Origin of the sequence: Nocardiopsis sp. NPDC101807, assembly GCF_044766605.1 — a bacterium.
Lineage (GTDB): Bacteria > Actinomycetota > Actinomycetes > Streptosporangiales > Streptosporangiaceae > Nocardiopsis > Nocardiopsis tropica.
The window spans coordinates 28,420-46,387 of record NZ_JBIWMK010000015.1 but is presented as its reverse complement, the minus strand read 5'-3'; the positions used below and the strand labels follow the sequence as shown (position 1 = coordinate 46,387).

Annotated in this window: 27 protein-coding genes; 25 read left to right on the top strand and 2 right to left on the bottom strand. The window is 68.2% G+C overall.

What is annotated here, in order from left to right; genetic code table 11:
- Positions 1-2 precede the first annotated feature (2 nt).
- From ACIRPH_RS31185 to ACIRPH_RS31165, 5 genes are all read left to right on the top strand, one after another.
- Positions 3-242, top strand: a complete 240-nt coding sequence (locus ACIRPH_RS31185) for a hypothetical protein (RefSeq protein ID WP_402921071.1) — start codon at positions 3-5, stop codon at positions 240-242.
- A 25-nt stretch (positions 243-267) separates the two neighbouring features.
- Positions 268-624, top strand: a complete 357-nt coding sequence (locus ACIRPH_RS31180) for a hypothetical protein (protein ID WP_402921069.1) — start codon at positions 268-270, stop codon at positions 622-624.
- Between the two features lie 24 nt (positions 625-648).
- Positions 649-960 (top strand): hypothetical protein, encoded by a 312-nt coding sequence (locus ACIRPH_RS31175; RefSeq protein WP_402921067.1) that lies wholly within the window; start codon positions 649-651, stop codon positions 958-960.
- A 9-nt stretch (positions 961-969) separates the two neighbouring features.
- Positions 970-1,182, top strand: coding sequence for a hypothetical protein (locus ACIRPH_RS31170; RefSeq protein ID WP_402921065.1), 213 nt, complete (start codon positions 970-972; stop codon positions 1,180-1,182).
- A 70-nt stretch (positions 1,183-1,252) separates the two neighbouring features.
- Positions 1,253-1,630, top strand: a complete 378-nt coding sequence (locus ACIRPH_RS31165; RefSeq protein ID WP_402921062.1) for a hypothetical protein — start codon at positions 1,253-1,255, stop codon at positions 1,628-1,630.
- A 261-nt stretch (positions 1,631-1,891) separates the two neighbouring features.
- On the opposite strand, the gene ACIRPH_RS31160 is transcribed toward ACIRPH_RS31165, so the two are convergent.
- A complete protein-coding gene (locus ACIRPH_RS31160; RefSeq protein ID WP_402921059.1) occupies positions 1,892-2,059 on the bottom strand; it encodes a hypothetical protein in 168 nt (55 codons plus the stop codon).
- 103 nt (positions 2,060-2,162) lie between these two features.
- Here ACIRPH_RS31160 and ACIRPH_RS31155 point away from each other — a divergent pair, with 103 nt between their 5' ends.
- The 5 genes from ACIRPH_RS31155 (at position 2,163) to ACIRPH_RS31135 (ending at position 5,984) form a co-directional block, all read left to right on the top strand.
- Positions 2,163-2,636, top strand: a complete 474-nt coding sequence (locus ACIRPH_RS31155; RefSeq protein WP_402921056.1) for a hypothetical protein — start codon at positions 2,163-2,165, stop codon at positions 2,634-2,636.
- 9 nt (positions 2,637-2,645) lie between these two features.
- On the top strand, positions 2,646-3,944 hold the full coding sequence (locus ACIRPH_RS31150; RefSeq protein WP_402921053.1) for a PBSX family phage terminase large subunit: 1,299 nt from the start codon (positions 2,646-2,648) through the stop codon (positions 3,942-3,944).
- A complete protein-coding gene (locus ACIRPH_RS31145) occupies positions 3,941-4,132 on the top strand; it encodes a hypothetical protein (protein ID WP_402921050.1) in 192 nt (63 codons plus the stop codon). The genes ACIRPH_RS31150 and ACIRPH_RS31145 overlap by 4 nt, the downstream gene beginning before the upstream one ends.
- A complete protein-coding gene (locus tag ACIRPH_RS31140; protein WP_402921047.1) occupies positions 4,129-4,320 on the top strand; it encodes a hypothetical protein in 192 nt (63 codons plus the stop codon). The genes ACIRPH_RS31145 and ACIRPH_RS31140 overlap by 4 nt, the downstream gene beginning before the upstream one ends.
- Before the next feature lie 86 nt (positions 4,321-4,406).
- Complete coding sequence (locus tag ACIRPH_RS31135; protein WP_402921044.1) at positions 4,407-5,984, top strand: phage portal protein; 1,578 nt, start codon at positions 4,407-4,409, stop codon at positions 5,982-5,984.
- Here the strand turns inward: ACIRPH_RS31135 and ACIRPH_RS31130 are convergent.
- Positions 5,944-6,723 (bottom strand): hypothetical protein, encoded by a 780-nt coding sequence (locus ACIRPH_RS31130; RefSeq protein WP_402921041.1) that lies wholly within the window; start codon positions 6,721-6,723, stop codon positions 5,944-5,946. The two genes, ACIRPH_RS31135 and ACIRPH_RS31130, sit on opposite strands and share 41 nt — an antisense overlap.
- Positions 6,724-6,781: 58 nt before the next feature.
- Here ACIRPH_RS31130 and ACIRPH_RS31125 point away from each other — a divergent pair, with 58 nt between their 5' ends.
- The 15 genes from ACIRPH_RS31125 (at position 6,782) to ACIRPH_RS31055 (ending at position 17,963) form a co-directional block, all read left to right on the top strand.
- On the top strand, positions 6,782-7,573 hold the full coding sequence (locus ACIRPH_RS31125) for a hypothetical protein (RefSeq protein ID WP_402921038.1): 792 nt from the start codon (positions 6,782-6,784) through the stop codon (positions 7,571-7,573).
- 18 nt (positions 7,574-7,591) lie between these two features.
- Positions 7,592-8,503 (top strand): P22 phage major capsid protein family protein, encoded by a 912-nt coding sequence (locus ACIRPH_RS31120; protein WP_402921035.1) that lies wholly within the window; start codon positions 7,592-7,594, stop codon positions 8,501-8,503.
- 11 nt (positions 8,504-8,514) lie between these two features.
- Complete coding sequence (locus tag ACIRPH_RS31115) at positions 8,515-8,790, top strand: hypothetical protein (protein ID WP_402921032.1); 276 nt, start codon at positions 8,515-8,517, stop codon at positions 8,788-8,790.
- A 12-nt stretch (positions 8,791-8,802) separates the two neighbouring features.
- The gene (locus ACIRPH_RS31110; RefSeq protein ID WP_402921029.1) at positions 8,803-9,201 is read left to right on the top strand and encodes a hypothetical protein; all 399 of its coding nucleotides are present in this window, start codon (positions 8,803-8,805) and stop codon (positions 9,199-9,201) included.
- 1 nt (position 9,202) lies between these two features.
- Positions 9,203-9,574, top strand: coding sequence for a hypothetical protein (locus tag ACIRPH_RS31105; protein ID WP_402921026.1), 372 nt, complete (start codon positions 9,203-9,205; stop codon positions 9,572-9,574).
- Position 9,575: 1 nt separating this feature from the next.
- On the top strand, positions 9,576-9,965 hold the full coding sequence (locus tag ACIRPH_RS31100; RefSeq protein ID WP_402921023.1) for a hypothetical protein: 390 nt from the start codon (positions 9,576-9,578) through the stop codon (positions 9,963-9,965).
- An 8-nt stretch (positions 9,966-9,973) separates the two neighbouring features.
- Complete coding sequence (locus tag ACIRPH_RS31095; protein ID WP_402921020.1) at positions 9,974-10,207, top strand: hypothetical protein; 234 nt, start codon at positions 9,974-9,976, stop codon at positions 10,205-10,207.
- The gene (locus ACIRPH_RS31090; RefSeq protein ID WP_402921017.1) at positions 10,200-10,466 is read left to right on the top strand and encodes a hypothetical protein; all 267 of its coding nucleotides are present in this window, start codon (positions 10,200-10,202) and stop codon (positions 10,464-10,466) included. Before ACIRPH_RS31095 ends, ACIRPH_RS31090 begins: the two co-directional genes overlap by 8 nt.
- A gap of 20 nt (positions 10,467-10,486) precedes the next feature.
- Complete coding sequence (locus ACIRPH_RS31085; protein ID WP_402921014.1) at positions 10,487-10,900, top strand: hypothetical protein; 414 nt, start codon at positions 10,487-10,489, stop codon at positions 10,898-10,900.
- Between the two features lie 78 nt (positions 10,901-10,978).
- Positions 10,979-11,800, top strand: coding sequence for a hypothetical protein (locus ACIRPH_RS31080; RefSeq protein WP_402921011.1), 822 nt, complete (start codon positions 10,979-10,981; stop codon positions 11,798-11,800).
- A 76-nt stretch (positions 11,801-11,876) separates the two neighbouring features.
- Positions 11,877-12,221 carry a hypothetical protein gene (locus tag ACIRPH_RS31075; RefSeq protein ID WP_402921008.1) on the top strand — a complete coding sequence of 115 codons (345 nt, stop codon included), beginning with the start codon at positions 11,877-11,879 and terminating at the stop codon, positions 12,219-12,221.
- A 17-nt stretch (positions 12,222-12,238) separates the two neighbouring features.
- The gene (locus ACIRPH_RS31070) at positions 12,239-12,607 is read left to right on the top strand and encodes a hypothetical protein (protein WP_402921005.1); all 369 of its coding nucleotides are present in this window, start codon (positions 12,239-12,241) and stop codon (positions 12,605-12,607) included.
- 12 nt (positions 12,608-12,619) lie between these two features.
- Entirely contained in the window at positions 12,620-16,060 is a 3,441-nt protein-coding gene (locus ACIRPH_RS31065; protein ID WP_402921002.1) for a C40 family peptidase, read from the top strand.
- Positions 16,053-16,943 (top strand): hypothetical protein, encoded by an 891-nt coding sequence (locus ACIRPH_RS31060; RefSeq protein ID WP_402920999.1) that lies wholly within the window; start codon positions 16,053-16,055, stop codon positions 16,941-16,943. Before ACIRPH_RS31065 ends, ACIRPH_RS31060 begins: the two co-directional genes overlap by 8 nt.
- Before the next feature lie 9 nt (positions 16,944-16,952).
- Complete coding sequence (locus ACIRPH_RS31055; RefSeq protein WP_402920996.1) at positions 16,953-17,963, top strand: hypothetical protein; 1,011 nt, start codon at positions 16,953-16,955, stop codon at positions 17,961-17,963.
- Positions 17,964-17,968 lie beyond the last annotated feature (5 nt).

The following is a 17,968-nucleotide window of genomic DNA, read 5'->3' as shown; positions in this document are numbered from 1 at the left end:
TGATGACGATGACCGCCGACATCTCCCGCAACGAACAGCGTGTCACCGCCGTCGCTGAGGCCTACGGGTGGCACGTCGAGAAGCGCGACTGGGTCACCGGGGTCACCACCTACCGCAAGCACGGGCGCGGCTACGTCAGCGTCTACTTCGCCTCCAACGGGCGTGTGGTCAGCATCCGCACCGCCCGCAAGTACTTCGCCCGCCCGTCCGCCGCCCGCGCCATCGAGTACCTGACCGCCTGACCCCACTGGCCTTGAAGGAGTCCCCATGAAGCGCCGCCCCACCATCGCCGAAGCCCGCGTCAAGAAGGAGATGCGCCGCCTCCAGCGCCGCGCCAACGTCGCCGAGCGGGCCGTGGCCCATAACGCTCACAGGGCCGGACTGAAGACCATCGCGAGCCACCTGCGAGCGCTCGGAGTCGACGACGCGACCGCGGCCGGGATGGCGGCGACGCTGCGGAAGAAGCTCAGCGGCGGCATCAAGGGGTTCGTCCGGAAGGACGGGATCCGCCGCTCCTGCACCCGGTACACCCTCGGGCAGGTCATGGGCGGGCTCGTCGACTACAAGCCCCGCAAGGACACGTACAAGGCCGCCCGCGCCGAACTGCTCGCACTCGCCGCCTAACCCGAACACCAACAAGGAGAACCCATGGACGCCATCGCTCTCGCCGCCATCGGAACCACCTACACCGACATGCGCGGCACCACCTGGCACACCGACCTGTCCGACGACGGCGACCTGGTGCTGACCGCCGCCGGGAACCCGACCCGGCGCACCTACGAGGACGTCGATGACGCGTGGGGGCCGTTGGTCCGGTCAAGCTTCACCGCTGTGGAGCTGACCACGATCGCGGAGGCGCTGGCGGGCGGTCCGGCGGCTGTGATGCGCGACCGCCTGGTGGTGCTCGCCCTGCGGGCCCGCGAGGTCGAAAGCCTGCTGCCCAAGCCCGCTGACGCCTAGGAGGCCCACATGACGCTCATCGAGGACCGCTACTACGTCCAGGAGGAGGTGCCCGACGTGGAGACGACGTGCGTGGTGGAGGTGAACAGGCTGGGCTACGACGCGGAGTGCGGGGCGCTGTGCGACGACGGGCCGATCTGCAACGGGCACATGCTCGACGTCGACTCGGGGGTCATCTCCTACGAGGCGTACCGGCGGTACCTGAAGCACGCCCAGATGTGAGACGGCCCGGCAGGAGCACCACCTCCCGCCGGGCCTCGAAACCTCAACCGGTTGGGAAGAAGGATTCTTAATGCTGAACACTATCGCCGCTCCCCCACGTCTGGGGCGGCCGGATGTGAACGCCACCCTGGACGAGATCCTCGGGGAGGCGGGTTGGCTGACCACGGAGCAGCTCGGGCGGCGGCTCGAAGCGGACGGCATCGTCGGGTGGAAGGACTCGGTCCGGTGGCACCCGGTGGGCCTGTGGGTGGTCGGGGCGCTTCAGGCGAGGGGCGTCCCGGCGGTCTCGTACTCGTGGGTCGCCTCGTTCCTCGTGACCGGTCCGGGGCGGGTCGTCATCGGGGAAGCGCGCATCAGCGAGAGCCACACCCTGTACGGGTTGGAGTGCGAGATCAACGACGGCGGGTGGGGAGAGCTCATCAGGCAGGGAGAGGGAGACGAGCGGTGAGCTGAGCTGGGGCGGGACAGGTAGGTTGCGCACAACCAATCAGTTCCGCTAGACTTTGTCATGGTTGGACGAATGTCCCCAAGACTTCAGGCCCCGGAGGCGAAAGCTCCCGGGGCCTTTCTCGTGCCCGGACCTTCTCTTCCGGCTGCACCCACGAACCGTCCGGCCGGGCACACACGCTTCGCGCTTCCGCGCATGGCCCGCGACCGGACACACATGTCCCGGCCGCTCACCACAGGGGGTAGGCGAGCGGCCGGGCGACTACTTCTCCGCAGGCTTGGACTTCGGCTTCGGCGGAATCTGGATAGCCACACCCACCGCCAAGAACAGCCCAGCCGTGATCCACGCCGGACCCAAAGCACCCTGGAAAAGGATCATCGCAACACCGCCAGCGGCGACAGCCACACCAGCCGTGATCGCGATCTGCACATTCGATACCAAGGCACACCTCCGGTAGGGGGACGTCGGAGCGGGCGACGCGGGACACCAGTGTGCACCAGGGCGAGACGACACGGCAGGAGGTGAGCGGATTGTGCCTCGTGGACACCCGGTTGACCCCGCCACACGCGCGCGCATCAAGGACCTCCACGGCCAAGACCTCGCCCGTAACGCGATCGCCCGTGAGCTCGGCATCAGCGGGTACACGGTCACGAAGGTCTGCAAGGAAGAGGGGCTGAGCTTCGACCGGGAAGCCACGAAGGCTGCGACCGAGGCGAAGGTCGTTGACAACCGGGCGCGCAGGCAGGCTGCGATCGCTCGCTTCTACGACCAGACCGACAAGGTGTTCGACCGTCTCGACCGCACGAGCCACCAGCTCAAAGAGGTGTCCGCGGGGAAGTTGGTCGAGTACGAGTCCGAGGACCTCCCGGCGCAGGATCTACGGGCGCTGATCCAGGCGGCGAACGCGGCGATCACCAGTGCCGTGAAGCTCGAACAGGTCGACGTCGACGACCGCGACCTTCCTACCGTCGACGCGTGGCTGAAGACCATGCTCGGCGAACAGTAGGGGGTGGGCGTGGGCGCCAAACCCCTCGCCGGGAAAGCCCTCACGGCGGTCCGGGCGTCGACCGCGTCCATCAACGCCTACGAGGGCACCGTTCGTTCCGGGAAGACCGTCGGAGAGATCGTCGCGTGGATCAAGTACGCGCGCACCGGTCCGGCCGGCACGCTTCTGATGGTCGGGAAGACACAGCGGACCATCAAGCAGAACGTCATCGACCCGCTGATCGAGATCCTCGGTACGAAGCGGTGCCGGTACGTGGCCGGCGCGGGCATTCTGCATCTGCTCGGGCGGATGATCTACGTGGTCGGCGCGAACGACGAGTCGTCGGTGACGAAGATTCAGGGCCTCACTCTCGCGGGCGCCCTGGTCGATGAGGCGTCGACGATGCCGCAGACGTTCTTCGAGATGCTGTACTCGCGGCTGTCCATCGAGGGCGCGCAACTGTTCCTGACGTCGAACCCGGCCGGCCCGCAGCATTGGCTGAAGGTCGACTGGTTGGATCGAGCGAAGCTGTGGATCGACCGTGAAGGCCGCGAGCACCACAACGACGATGAGGACGCCCTCGACCTGGTGCGGATCTCCTTCAAGCTGGAGGACAACCCGTACCTGCCTGCGGACTACGTGGAGCGCACCAAGAAGTCGTATCGGGGTCTCTTTTATCGCAGGTACATCCTCGGCGAATGGGTAGCTGCTGAGGGCGCGATCTTCGACGTCTGGGATCCCGACAGGCACGTGGTCGCGTGGGATGACCTGCCCGACATGGAACGCCTTCTGTGCTTGGGCGTCGACCACGGCACGACCAACCCGACGAGCGCGGTCCTGCTCGGCATCGGCACGGATGGCCGTCTGTACTTCGTGGACGAGTTCCGGCACGACCCGAAGCGTGACGCTGTGCGGCTCACCGACGCGGAGATGTCGCAGAAGCTGATCGCGTGGATCAACACTCCGCACCACCCGCGGCAACGTCACCTGCGCCCTGAATATGTGGCGGTGGACCCTGCCGCGGCGGGATTCCGTCTCCAGATGCACCGTGACGGTGTGACGTCGACGCCCGCGCACAACGAGGTCATCCACGGGCTGTCGCTGATCACGTCCCTGCTGGGCAACGACCAGCTGCTGGTATCCGACCGGTGTAAGGGCTGGATCACTGAAGCGCCCGGGTACGCGTGGGACCCGAAGGCCACGGAGCAGGGCGAGGACAAGCCGCTCAAGGTCGCCGACCACTCATGCGACGCCGGCCGATATTCCGTCGCTACCTCCGAAGCCCTGTGGCGCCCGTATCTGATCGACCCCTTGGAGTTGGCAGCATGACCGAACCCACCGCGCCCGAAACCGTCAAGCAGCCCACGTTCGAGGAGGCGACCAAGCTCGCCGCTGCGACTCTTGCTGAGGCGCGTGCGTGCGCTGGTCTTCAGTCTGCTCCGCAGCTCGTGGCGGTCGCGGATTCGTACCTGATCCTCGCGCAGATCCTCGACCGGCGAGAGCGGGGGCTTGAGTGAGCGGCTACGAGATCGACGGTCCCACGTGGCAGGCGTACATCTGGAAGCGCCTCGCCGTGTCCCTGTTCGAGCAGGTCGAATCCCTCACTGGGGCGGCTGAGGTCAGCGTGTCCCTCGATCCGTCCTTGCCGTGGCCCGATGTCGTGCTGAGCACCTTCCCGACGTCCGCGAAGCTCTCCCGCGAGTAGCTGTGCGTGACTGTGGTTGCCGTGATTCCCGGGCCGAGACCCAAAGCCCTCCCGTTTTCGACTACCTAACGTGATGGGGGTGGATTGTGCCGCTTCCTGACCGGAACATCCCGTGGCCGCCGAAGGAAACCGACGACGCCCGCGCCCTCATGGACGTGCACGGCGCCTGGTACTCCGGAGACCCGGACGAGCTGGTGCGCGTGTACGGCGGGAACCGCGGCTACCCGGACGTGAAGATCCGCTCCTCTCAGTACCGCGGTGGGCTCGTGGGTGCCGCGGCGAGGTTCTGGTGGGGTGCTCCTCCGTCGGATAGTGACCAGCCGACCCGTCTCCACGTCCCGATCGCGTCGGACATCGCCAGCGTGAACGCGGACCTTCTCTACGCCGAGCCGCCGACCCTGTCGGTGGAGGGCGACCCCACGCAGAAGCGGCTGGCGACGATCTTCCAGGACGGGATGCACGCCGCGCTACTGGAGGGCGGGGAGCTGTGCTCGCCCTACGGTGGCGTGTACCAGAGGGTGTCGTGGTCTCCCGGGGTCGATCACCCGTACTGGGAGCCGATCATCCCCGACTGTGTCGCCCCTGAGTGGGCTGGGCAGCGCCTTCGCGCCGCGACCTTGTGGCGGGTCGTGGAGGACCGCGACGGGCACATCTACCGGCACCTGGAGCGGCACGAGCCCGGCCGGATCTACCACGGCCTGTACATGGGCACCGAGGACAGGCTCGGGCGTCCGCTGCCGCTTGGGGACCACCCGGAGACGGAGTGGCTGTCCGGGCTCGTCGACGCTGACAGCGGCATCACCACCGGGGCGACCGGCCTGGCGATCGAGTACTTCCCGAACATGCGCCCGAACCGCACCATGCGCGGGAGCCCGTTGGGACGGTCGGACTTTCAGGGCATCGAGCAGCTCATGGACGCCTTGGACGAGGCGTACTCGTCGTGGATGCGTGACCTGCGGCTCGCGAAGGCCCGCCTGATCACACCCGACTCCTTCCTCCAGAACTTGGGGCGCGGCCAGGGGCAGCTGTTCGACCCCGAACGGGAGATCTACAAGCCCGTGTCCGGCCTGCTTCAGCAGCAGGGGCAGGGCATCGGGGATCTTCTCCAGCTCATCCAACCGGACATCCGGGTGGTCGAGCACGCGCAGACCACGCAGGCGCTCGCCGAACAGGTCGTGCGCGGGGCCGGGTTCAGCGCGCAGACCTTTGGTGAAGGGCCCGCTGACGTCGCGGTCACCGCCACGGAGGTGCAGCACCGGGAGCGGCGGACCTACGCCACCCGGGACCGCAAGGTCGGCTACCAGTCGCCTCCGCTGCGCCGCCTGGCGTTCACCACGCTGGAGATCGACCGGCACGTCTTCAAGAGCAGCATCCGACCCGCGCCCGTCACGGTCACCTTCCCCGACGGAGTGCAGGACGCCCCGAAGGCCACCGCGGAGACCGTGAAGCTCCTGCGGGACGCGCGCATGCTCTCCGACGAGGTGGGGGTGCGCATGGTCCACCCGGACTGGGGTCCGAAGCAGGTCGCCGAGGAAGTCGAACGGCTGGCTGCTGAGAACCCTGTCGTGGACCCGTTCGTCGCTGCTGGGGTCGTCAGCAGGCAGAGACTCGACGGCGATGTACCTAGTAGTCCTTCGGGCGGTGGTCCTCTCGTAGCTTCCTAGCTTGATCGGCAAGGATTTCCAGTTGCGTCACAGCATCGTGGAAGTTGTGCTCATCGTGGTACATCACTCCTCGACGCAGCCGAAGGTCGATCTCGTAGGTGTGCTTCTCCACGATGTCATCAGGGCCCGTGGCACTCACGGTGACCGTGAACATGTCCACGTCGAAGTTCTTCAAGGTTGTTGCCACCCCGAAGAACATCACGATCTTGCCCCCGGGCGGAAGCATCGGAATCCCATGCGTGAACGGGCGCGCATCCGCGATCGGGTAGGGCGCGTCATCGGCGTCCATTCGACGGATCGGTGGGTCCCAAGCGAACTGCACATCTCGCGCCACCGAGGGGCCGATGTTCTCGATGACGAGGTTGTAAATCTTCCGGATGCTGTCCGAGGGTCGGATGTCCACGATGACGTAGGGCTGGCGAGCTTCGTAGCGTGCGCGCTCTTCGGCTTCGAGCGCTTGCTGCGATAGCTGAACTTGCTCTTCGGCGTACCGGGCTGACTCCTTGGCTGCCGTGGCGGAGATCCGGGCATCGCCTGCTTGCTCCCATGCCGCTCCTTTCTGACTGAACGCGTAGTAAGCGCTCAGGCCAGCGGCTATCACTGCGAGCACCGAAATGATCAGTGCGGCTATGTCCATGTGGCATCCCATCGTGTTCGTTAACCGTTCCAGGAACTGTAGGCCGCCTTCGCGCGCCAGACGCGGATTGCGGCCAATCGTTAGGACCCGTGCGTCACGCACGACTCACCCCATCCCGCTGAGGCCACCCGGGCGGTGGCCTCTTCCTTTTGGAGACCACGTGACCGAGCAGCAGGGCCAGGCGCCCACCGCCGCCGACACCAGTACCACCACGCCTGCAGGCGACGGAACCGTCGCGAGCACGGACACCACGACCACAGCCCATCAGGTGGACGTGACCGCCAGCGAGGCCGTCCCCGAACAGAAGGCCGCCGTCACCCCCGAGAGTGTCCCGGCTGATAAGCCCGCCGCTCCGGAGCCCAAGCCCGCCGAGAAGCCCGCCGACGGTGACGAGCTCGAGTCCCTCTCCCCCGCTGACCTCGCGAAGATGGTCCGCGACCTCCGCAAGGAGAACGCCTCCGACCGGACCGCCGCGAAGACCAAGGCAGCGCAGGACGCACAGGACGACCTCGTGCAGCGGCTCGGCCGCGCGATGGGCCTGATCAAGGACAACTCCGAGGCCAAGCCGCCGACCGCTGGGGAGCTGACTGCTCAGCTCACCGCCGCGCAGAAGGCCGCTGCGGACCGTGACGCCGAGCTCCGCGCGCTGCGCGTCGAGACCGCCGCCGCGAAGGCCGCTCGCGCCCACGGTGCCGACGTGGACGCGCTTCTCGACTCCCGATCTTTCGCCGACAAGCTCGGCGAACTGAACCCCTCCGACGGCGGCTTCCCAGCGGCGCTGGACGCCCTCGTGAAGACCACCGTGAAGGACAACCCGAAGTACAAGGCCATGGGCCCGGCGCCCGCGGCCTCCAGCGGCGATTTCTCCGGCGGGTCCGGGGACAAGCCACCGACCCGCAACGACATCGACGACTTCCGCAAGGCCCGCAGGGCCCGTAGCGGACTCGCTTGACACTAGGAGAAACCGGCCATGGCCAACGCTTTTCTGACCCCTGACGTCATCGCTCAGGCCGCCCTGGCGACCCTGTACGAGACGACTGTGATGGCGAACCTCGTCCACCGCGACTACAGCCCGGAGTTCGTCCCGAAGGTCGGCGGGAAGGTCACCATCCGCAAGCCCGCTGTGTTCGAGGCCACCGAGTTCAACCAGGCTTCCGGCATCACCATCCAGGACGCCAACGAGGACGAGGTCCTCGTGGAGCTCAACCACTTCGCGGACGTGTCCTTCGCCGTGACCAGCCGGGACCGGACCCTGGACATCGAGGACTTCTCGATGCAGCTCCTCGACCCGGCCCTGGAGGCGATCTCCCAGAAGATCGACCGGGACCTTCTGACCCTGCGCGACGACGTCACCCAGGAAGTGGGCGTGGTCGCGGGCGACGTCATGCACGCGTGGTCTGACCCGCGCACTCTGATCGACGCCGGCCGCGTCCTGGACGAGGCGAATGTGCCCGAGCGGGACCGCCGCGCTGTCGTCGGCCCGCTGATGGCCGCGAACTGGGTTTCGGACCCCCTCTTCCACGAGGCCGACAAGCGCGGCACCACGGAGGGTCTGATCGAGGCGGGGATCGGCCGCAAGTTCGGGTTCGACACCTACAAGACCCAGAACATCAAGCGCCCCACCCCGGGTGCCGGTGTGTCGACCACCGAGGTCGGCGTGGGCTTCCACCGGACCGCGTTCGCGCTGGTCACCCGCCCTCTGGAGCTTCCGGCTGGTGCGCAGAACGCCGCGATCGCCTCGTACAAGGGCTTCGGTATCCGGGTGGTGTTCGACTACGACATCACCCGCAAGCGGGACATCGTGTCCCTGGACTGCCTGTACGGCACGAAGACTCTGGATGCTGCCCGCGCGACCCTGATCAAGGGTGCCGACGGCTCTTAGGGGGGCGACTGATGTTCACGTACAAGAACGCGAACACGGGCGACGAGGTGTCCTACCCGGAGCGGTCGCTGCGGCTGGACAACCTCCCGAACTGGGAGCTGACGTCCGAGCCCGACGCATCGTCCGAGCCCGTCAGCTCGAAGGGCAAGGCCGATCAGGCATCGGAGAAGCCCAAGTCGGGCGACGACAAGGCCACGTGGGTCGCGTACATCGCCGCGACCACGGGCCGGTCCGAGGCGGAGGCTGCGGATCTCACCAAGGCCGAACTCATCGCTCTCGCCGAGTAGGAGGTGTCCCGCATGCCCGTGTACGCCACCCCGCAGGAACTCGCGGCATGGCTGGAGGTCGACGAACCCCCGGCCGGCGCGTCGCAGGCCTTGCGGGACGCCTCTCTTGCCATCGACGGTTTGCTGATCGGTGCCGTGTATGAGACGGACGCCGACGGCAGGCCCACGGAGCAGCACGTGATCGACGCCCTGAGGGACGCGACGTGCGCGCAGGCCGCCTTCAAGCCCAAGGGATCGAACACGCCAGCGCCGGAAGGCGGGAAGCTCGCGTCGGTGAAGGTCGACAAGGTGTCCAAGACCTACGCGACCTCGCCGACCACGGGCGCTGTCGTGGAGGACGTCTACTCGGCGCAGGCCGTGTCCCTCCTCCGCATCGAGGGCCTGATCCCCGCGCATCCCCGGGTGGTGTGACGTGGCCCTGCCGATCATCACCGACGAGGTGTACGTGCTGCGCCCTCCGATCGTGGAGGACGCACACGGGAACAGGTCGAGGTCCACGAAGGACTGGGCCGCTGCCACACGCACAGGCCCGCATGAGGCAAGCGTCCAACCCGACTCGGCCACGCTCGGGGCATCACTGGCCACCAAGGAGGAACGCAGGGGTGGCAGAGAGCAGACCAGCAAGTCCGTCGTGGTGTTCCTTCAGCCCGGGACGGACGTGGTCGCGACCGACGGCATCGAGATCGACGGGGTGTTGTGGCAGGTCAACGGGAATCCGTTCACTCTCCCCGACGTCGGCGGCATCGGCCACATGATCCTCAAGGCCGACTGGGTGAAGGGGTGACATGGCTGCCCGCGTCAAGATCAACACCGCCGTGATCAAGACCTTCGGCTCTCTGCCCGCTGTCGACCGCGACATCCGCCGCCGCGCCTACCGGGTGCAGGCCATGGCCCAAGGGCGCGGACCGATCGACACAGGCGAGTACGTGCGCTCGATCGGCGTCGGCCGCATCCCGGGGGCGCGCGCTGGATGGCGCGTCGAGGCCACGGCACGGCACTCGTGGTTCGTGGAGCGCGGCACTCGTCCGCACGAGATCAGACCCCGGGTGAAGCGTGCCTTGTTCTGGCCTGGTGCTGCTCACCCTGTTGGCCGTGTCTGGCATCCGGGCACAGCGGCCACCCACAATCTCGCCGAAGCGTTGGAGCTCGCAGCGCGCGGCGACACACACGTCTAGGAGCACAGATGCCGTTCGTGAAGTTCAGCTACCCGGTCGGCGGTCACCCCGTCGGCGAACCCATCCACCTGTCCGAGGAGAAGGCTGCGGCGCACATCCGCGACGGTGTGGCCGTGGCCTGCGCCCCGCCCGAGGTGAAGGCCCCTGTGAAGACCGAGGTGCGCGGAGAGCCCGGCCCCGAGTCCGTGTCGTTCGACGCCAAGACCCCGCGCAAGCCCGTCGCGAAGAAGTCCAGTGAGTGACCCGCGCGTAGCTGAGGTCATCCGTGTCGAGCGGCACGGCGACAAGCTCACCATCACCATCGACGGCGTCCCGCTGCCCTTCGAGGTGGACCCCGCCGGCGTCCAACAGGTCATCGGCGTTGGCGCGCACCCGGGGCTGATGCTCACCATCCCCGCCCGCCGGGTGGTCACGGACGACAGCCTGGATGAGCGCCACTCCCCCGCGAAGCAGGCGGCCATCAGGGCGAAGCTCGACGCGCTCGCCCCGCCCGGCTCGTAGGAGGTGTCGTGGCCCCGCTGGTGATCTTTCCCGACGCCCAGCTCGTCGCCACGACGTACCTGCGGGCCGCTCTTGGCGACATCGTCCAGAGCGTCAGCTCCGAACCACCCGGCCCGGATGACTTCGTGACGCCGCTGCTCGTGATCACCGCGCTCAGGCCGCCGGCCATGCCGAACCGGTGGGCGCTCAGTGCCTCTCGGCTGTTCTTCACCGTGATTGCTGACGACCAGCCCACCGCAAATCACGTCGCCGCCATCGTCAACGGGCATGTGCGCGCCATGGCCGGGGCGACCGTCGAGATCCTCGGCGGCACCGCCACCGTGTCCACCGTCCGCAACGTGTCAGCGCCCGAGGCCGGCGACGACTCCAACCAGGACCAGCGCGACGCCGCGTTCAGCGGCGAACTCCTGCTGCGTCCCCTACGCACACCCTGACCTGCGACCCGCCCGACCCCGTGCAAACGCGCGGGGTCTTTGCCGTGCCCTGAGCGGGCGCACTGAAGGAGATGACCCATGGCCGACAACCCGGACGCTTTGCGGGTAGCGATCGACGGCGGCATGGCCGTCATCGCCCCCCTCGGCACTGTCGCCCCCGTCGGACTCGCCCCCTGGGGCACCGGCTGGCGTCGACTCGGACTGATCGCTGACAGTGGCGTCACCGAGTCGAGCGAGCAGGAGCGCACCGAACGCCGCCCGTGGGGGTACCGGTCGCCGGTCCGCACGGACATCACCACGATCAGCCACACGGTGGCCTTCACGTGCTGGGAGACGAACCCTTTCACGCTGGCGCTGCACAGCTCACAGCCGCTCAGCGGGTTCTCTGAGCTGGAAGGCGGCGTCGTCCACCAGTCCATCGACCGGCCGAGCGGGCAGCAGCTGTACATGTTGGGCGTCGACGAATTCGACGGGCCCAACCACATCCGCACCGTCATCCCGCGCGCGGAGGTCACCCAGCCCGGCGAGGTCGTCAAGTCCGCCGAGGAGGTGCGCGGCTATCCGCTGACCTGGACCGCCTACGAGCTCAGCTCCGGCCACATCTTCGACAGGTACATCAAGGCCGACGGGATGTTCGTCCCGATGCAGACCCTCGAAGTCACCGGGACCGCGACCGTCACCGTGGGAGCGACCACGCCCCTCGTGGCCACCGCCACCGGCTACCAGGCCGACGACGAGGGCGCCGTGGTCACCTCCACCGCCACGTGGGAGACGTCCGCGCCGACCATCGCGACCGTCGCCGCTGGCGTCGTCACCGGGGTGTCCGCCGGGACTGCTGAGATCACCGCGTCCATCGGCGGCGCGGTCGGCACCCTGACCGTCACCGTCACCACTCCCTAGAAGCTGCCGCCCGGGTGTTCTCGCAGGTCCACCCGGGCGGCTCCACACCTGACCTGCGAGACCTGCGAGGAGACCCATGCCTGCCAAGAAGCCCTCCAACCTCGACGGCTACGACGTCGTCGACGTCGCCGGCCTCGACTACTCCACCGGACAGAAGAACGAAGCCCTCAACAAGAAGTTCGCGTTCAAGGTCGGCGACACCTTCTACAAGGTGAAGCCCATGGCGACGTGGTCCTTCCGCACCGAGGACGCCTTCCAGCGCTCCGACTTCCGCACCTGGGCCATCGGCGCCCTGGAAGACAAGGCCCAGTTCGAGCAGCTCCTCGACGAGCCGTCCGAGCAGTGGGTGCGGATCGTGCAGCACATCATCCGTGAGAGCCGGGTGAGCCAGGGGGAAGACGACAGCTCCTCCGAGTCCTAGAGGAGCACGCCGAAGAGGTGGAGCTCGACCTCCTCGACCGCGGGCACGACCTCCTCGACTTCTACCGGGGCCGGATCAGCTTCCGCCGCATGTACCTCCTTGTCGTCCGAGACGTCGCCAGGATGCCGCGGCTGCGCACCGCACTGGCGGGGCTCGATCCGTGGCAGCCGATCTTCGGTGAGCTGGAGTACGCGGTGGCGACGTGCGCTGACCTCCTCCAGGTGGTGCAGCGCACCGTCCACACCGCGCACGGCATGAAGCCGAAGCTCAAGACGATGCAGCCGTACCCGCGTCCGGGTGAGAAGCCGCGGAAGCCTCCCGGCCCACCGAAGCTCTCTCAGCAGCAGCGCGCCTACCTGGAGCAGTTCGCCCCACCAGCCGAATAGAGGGGGTGGGCGATGCCCAGCGCCGGGTCAGTGCACGTCGACGTCCTCCCAGACACACGCCGGTTCGGCCCGCAACTGCGTACCCAGCTCCGCCAGATCGCCGCGTCCACCCGCCCCGACATTGCGGTGCGGGTGCGCGTCGACACGGGCGCGGCCATGACGCGACTGCGGGCCCTGCGGACTCTCGCGGACGAGCTCGACGGTCGCCTCGTGCGGATGGGCACCGCCACGTCCGGGGAGACCACCGGGGCGTCCACCCCGCTGGCTGGGGTGGGCGGCGACCGCACCAGCACCGTCCGCGTGAACACCACCCAAGCGACCACCGCGCTCCGCGGCGTGTCCGCGCAGGTGTCCGCCCTCAACGGCAAGACCGCGCGGGTCAAGGTCGAAGTCGACCCGAAGTCCGCCGCACGCACCCGCAGGCAGCTCCAGAACTTCTCCGACATCAGCCCCGCCGCCGCAACGGCAGCATCCGTCCTCGTGCCCCCGGCGGCTCCGCTCGCCGGCGCGGCCGTGGGTGGCGCCGCCGGGCTCCTCCCCGGCCTCGGAGCGGGGATCATGGGTGCGGGTGCTTTCGCCACCGCTGCGGTGCCCGCGATCATGCAGGTCGCGGACGTCATGGCGTTGCAGCGGGAAGCCGCGACGGGCAGCGAGGAAGCAACTGCTGCTTACGAGGCTGCGCTGATCGACCTGTCCCCGCACGCCCGCACGCTCGCCGACGACCTTGGCGAGCTCGGGACCGAATTCCGCGAGTGGCAGGAGAGCCTTCAGGTCGCGACGCTGCCCGTGGTGTCGCGCGGCGTCGGCCTGCTCACCGACAACCTCGGCCAGCTAACCCCGATTGTGATCGGTGCATCCAGGGGCTTCGACAGTCTCCTCGAATCCGCCGAAGCGGGCCTCGCTGGCCCGCACTGGACCCGGTTCACCAGCTTCGCTGCCCGTCAGGCTGAGCCGACCATCGGCAGTCTCGGTCGGACCATCGGCAGCCTCACCATGGGCATCACCGGGCTGATGGTCAGCTTCGAGCCGCTGTGGGACACCATGTCCGCAGGGCTGGAGCGCAGCGCTGCGTCCTTCGCGACGTGGGCGAACGACAGCAGCAACTTCACCGGGTTCATCGAGTGGACCATCGAGAACGGGCCCATGCTCATGGGCGTCCTCGGGGACATCAGCGGCGCCGCCATCGACCTCGGTGTCGCCATCAGCCCCCTCGGCCTGATCTACGCGCAGGGCATCGGCCTGCTCGCACAGGGCATCTCGTGGCTGACGGAGACGTCCCCCGGCCTGCTTCGGCTCGCCGTCGCCGCCGTCACCGCGCGCATGGCGTTGCAACTGCTCTCCCGTATCAACCAAGGGCTCATCGTCCCGCTCAGGGAACTCCCCGGCCGCGTACAGGAGTTCACGGCCGGGCTGCGCGGCATGGACACCACCGCGACCACCGCCGCGGCCAGCGGCGGACGCCTTCGGGGTGCCCTCAGTGGAGTCGTTGGTGCCCTCGGAGGACCCTGGGGTGTCGCCATCGGGCTCGGTATCACCGCCCTCGGCGCTTTCATCATGCAGAAGCAGCAGGCCAGGCAGAAGGTCGACGAGTACACCGCCGCCCTCCGAGCGGACACAGGCGCGATCGGCGAGAACACCCGTGCCACGGCTGTCGCCGCGATCGAGAAGGCCGGACTCCTCCAGGAGGCCGAGCGTCTCGGCTACGCCGTCCAGGACGTCACCGACGCGGTCCTCGGCGAGGGCGACGCCTTCCGCGAGATCAACGCGGACATCGACGACCGCATCGCCAAGTACGACGAGATGTATGACCAGGGCGAGATCTCCCAGCAGCAGTGGGCCGGACACGTCACTGAACTGATGAACCTCAAGGACTCCCTCGCCGAAGAGGGCGGGGCGGTCGACGAATCCACGGAGGCGTACCGACGTCACCAGGAGGCGATGGGGGGCAGCCAGGAGGCGCAGCTCGGTGTGAACGGCGCCCTTGCCGAGGGCGCGGCGAACGCCCGCGATCTGAAGACCGCCCTGGACGAGCTGACCATGGGCGCGGTGTCCGCGATCGAGGCGGAGGCGGGCTTCCAGGCGGCCATCGACCGAGCCACCGAGTCCGTGGCGGTCAACGGTCAGACCTTGGACGTCAACACCGAACAGGGCCGCGCGAACCGTGACGCTCTCTCCGCGATCCGCGACACCCTGATCACGAAGACGGACGCCACCTGGACAGACACCGGGGCGATGGGCGCCACCATCAGCGAGCACCGGAGGGGCAGGGAGGAGTTCATCGCGGTCGCCCGCCAGATGGGCCTCACCGCCGACGAAGCTGAAGATCTCGCGGACGAGTACCTCGGCATCCCCGCTGAGGTGGAGACGTCGATCATCGCCCGCGCCACGGGCACATGGTCGGTGCCGAACGCCTCGGACGTGTCGCCTCGCGGCGGCGCCCCGGCGTTCTACTCGACCGGTGGCGCGGTCCACGGACCAGGCACGAAGACGTCCGACAGCATCGACGCCCGCCTCAGTGACGGCGAGTTCGTGCAGCGAGCGCGCGCGGTCGACAAGTACGGCGTGGGCTTCATGAGCGCGCTGAACGAAGGCCGCATCAACCGCGAGGACCTCCCCGGTTTCGCCCGCGGCGGCTACGTCACCCGCACCTCCAAGGGGGTCGGGGAAGACGCTGCGGCGCAGATCAACGACCACCGTGAGGACGTGCGCGTCGAGATCCAGCGCATGTACATGGACCTCGTCAACGGGGTCGGCGCGACCATGGCGGAGCAGCTCCGCAGGGCCGCATCGGAGGGGGGTGGCGGAGCGGCTGGTCGTGCCCTGTCGCAGCGTGGCGTGCCGTACAGCTGGGGTGGTGGTGGTCCGGGCGGACCCAGCCGTGGCTTCGGCCGTGGCGCGAACACCGTCGGTTTCGACTGCTCCAGCTTGATGCAGTACGCGTGGGCGCCGTGGGTGAACCTGCCCAGGGTCACGTACAGCCAGATCAACAGCGGGCAGTCCGTGTCCAGGTCGCAAGCCATGCGCGGCGACCTCATGTTCCCGCACCGCGGCCACGTCACCATGTACCTCGGCGGCAACCAGATGGTCCACGCGCCCCGCACCGGGGACGTCGTGCGGACCGCGCCGGCGTACTCCAACCCCATCGCGATCCGACGTCCGACCCGTCGCGCCCGCGGCGGACCGGTCGACTCCGGCCAGTGGTCATGGGTCGGCGAAGAAGGCCCGGAGCTGGTCCGCTTCTCCAGCCCCGGCCAGGTGTACTCCGCTGAGCAGTCGCAGCGGATCGCCGCTGACGCAAGACCGCAGGCAGCGGGGGGCGGCTCGGCCGCGCCCCTCGTGGGCAGCCAGTCCTTCCACCTGCACTCGGCCGACGACGGCATCCGTGAGCTGGCCGACACCATGACCCACGAGATCCGGGTCATCAGCAAGGGAGGTCGGTACGCCGATGGCTGACCTCGAAGAACGGCAGTACGAGCTGGATGGGGTCGTCTTCGGCGACCTCACCTCCGTCCAGTCCGACGACATCACCATCGGCGACCCGGGGATGCGGCTGGGAGACCAGCCCACCCCGGGCACCGACGGCGAACAGGCAGGCATCGACTACAAGGACGGGCGGACGATCACCCTCGACCTGTGGACGGACACCACCACCGCCGCAGACTCCCGGTCGGCGTGGGCGCAGCTCGCCACCGTGTGGGACGCGAGCACGACCAGGGCGACACCGAGGGCTGTGGTCCCGCTGCGGATGCGGCTGCCCGGGTCTCCGACGATGATCGCCTACGGGAGGCCGAGGCGGCTCACACCGTCCTCTCAGAGGCAACGCCAGGACGGAATCGTCGACCTGACGGCCACCTTCCAGACCTTCGACAGCGCCTTCTACGCCGATGGCCTGGACGGGGCAGGTAGCTCTATCACCCTCACCCTTGTCGCCGCGGCAGGTTCGGGCATCACGTGGCCTGTGACGTGGCCGATCACCTGGGGTGCGCAGGGGGCCCGGCAGGACGCCGTAGTCAACCTCGGCAACAAGCCCTCGTGGCCCGTGATCACCATCCGCGGGCCGGTCGCCCAACCCTCGATCGAGCTCGTCGGGACGGGGCGGGCGCTCCGCCTCGACACCACCCTTGCCGCGGACCGCAGCATCACCATCGACACCCGCCCGTGGGCGCAGACCATCCTCCGAGACGACGGAGCCTCATTCGCCGGCGTGGCCCGCGGCGCCGCCCTGTCGGACTTCAGATTGCCCGTCGGCCAGACCGTCCTCGCGTACCGCGGCACGGACCTTTCCGGCCAGTCCACGTGCACCATCCAGTGGCGCGACGCCTACGAGACCCCCTAGGAGACCGGCATGGCTTTGGAGATGGACTCCTGGGCGGTAGAGGGCGCACAGTCGTCTTCGCGAATCGCCCGCCTTCAGCTCCAGTCGGGGACGGCTTCCCGCAACGGGGTGGTGGACAGCAGCCACCTTCAGATCCTTCCGCTGACCGTGCCCGGCACGAGCGTCCGGGCGACCTCCGGCGGGGCCACGATCCTCGGCGCGGAGGCGGCTTTCCAGGGCAGCTACTTCGCTTTCAACGTTGGCGACCAGGAAATCCCGATCAGCCCAACCGGGTCCGGTGGAGGACGCTCCGACCTGGTGGTCCTCCGCGTCGAGGACCCGAACATCTCCGGGACCCCGTGGACGCATGACGTCACCGTCGACCCGGTCTACTACTTCCGTGTCATCGAGGGTGTCGACCCCACCACCACCGACGTCCCACCAGGAACCACCGGGGTCGCGCTCGCCCGCATCGACATCCCCGCGAACACCGCGACGATCACGTCCGGCATGATCACCGACGTCCGCACCATGGCGAACCCCCGACGGCAGCGCGAACTGCGGGTGCAGCGCGGCCAGGGCCTGGAGGACGGGCGAGACGACCACGCCGACTACTCCGTCGACTACGAACGCTGGCCACAGCACGACTGGACTGTGGAAATCCCCGAGTGGGCGACACAAGTGCAGGTCGTCGCGAACTGGTTCAGCGTCCTCTACCCCGCACCCAACGGCACGGGTGGCACCTACGACGCCCGCGGGCTCGTCCGGGTGGGCCTGGTGGGGTCAGGTGGCAATGTCCTGAACACCCCGTCCACGGCCTACAACGTCAATCCGATCACCTCGACCAACGGGTACCGGGTGAACATCGGCCTGACCTCGCAGGTAAACATCCCTACGGCGATGCGCGGCATGACCTGTGATCTGCGCATGTATGCGAAGTCGGACGCGGACCGCATCGTCCACCTCATCGCTGACGGATGGGCAAACTTCTCCGTAGACCTGGAGTTCAGGGAAAACGCCGCTCCGCGGGCTGAACTGTAGGGGGT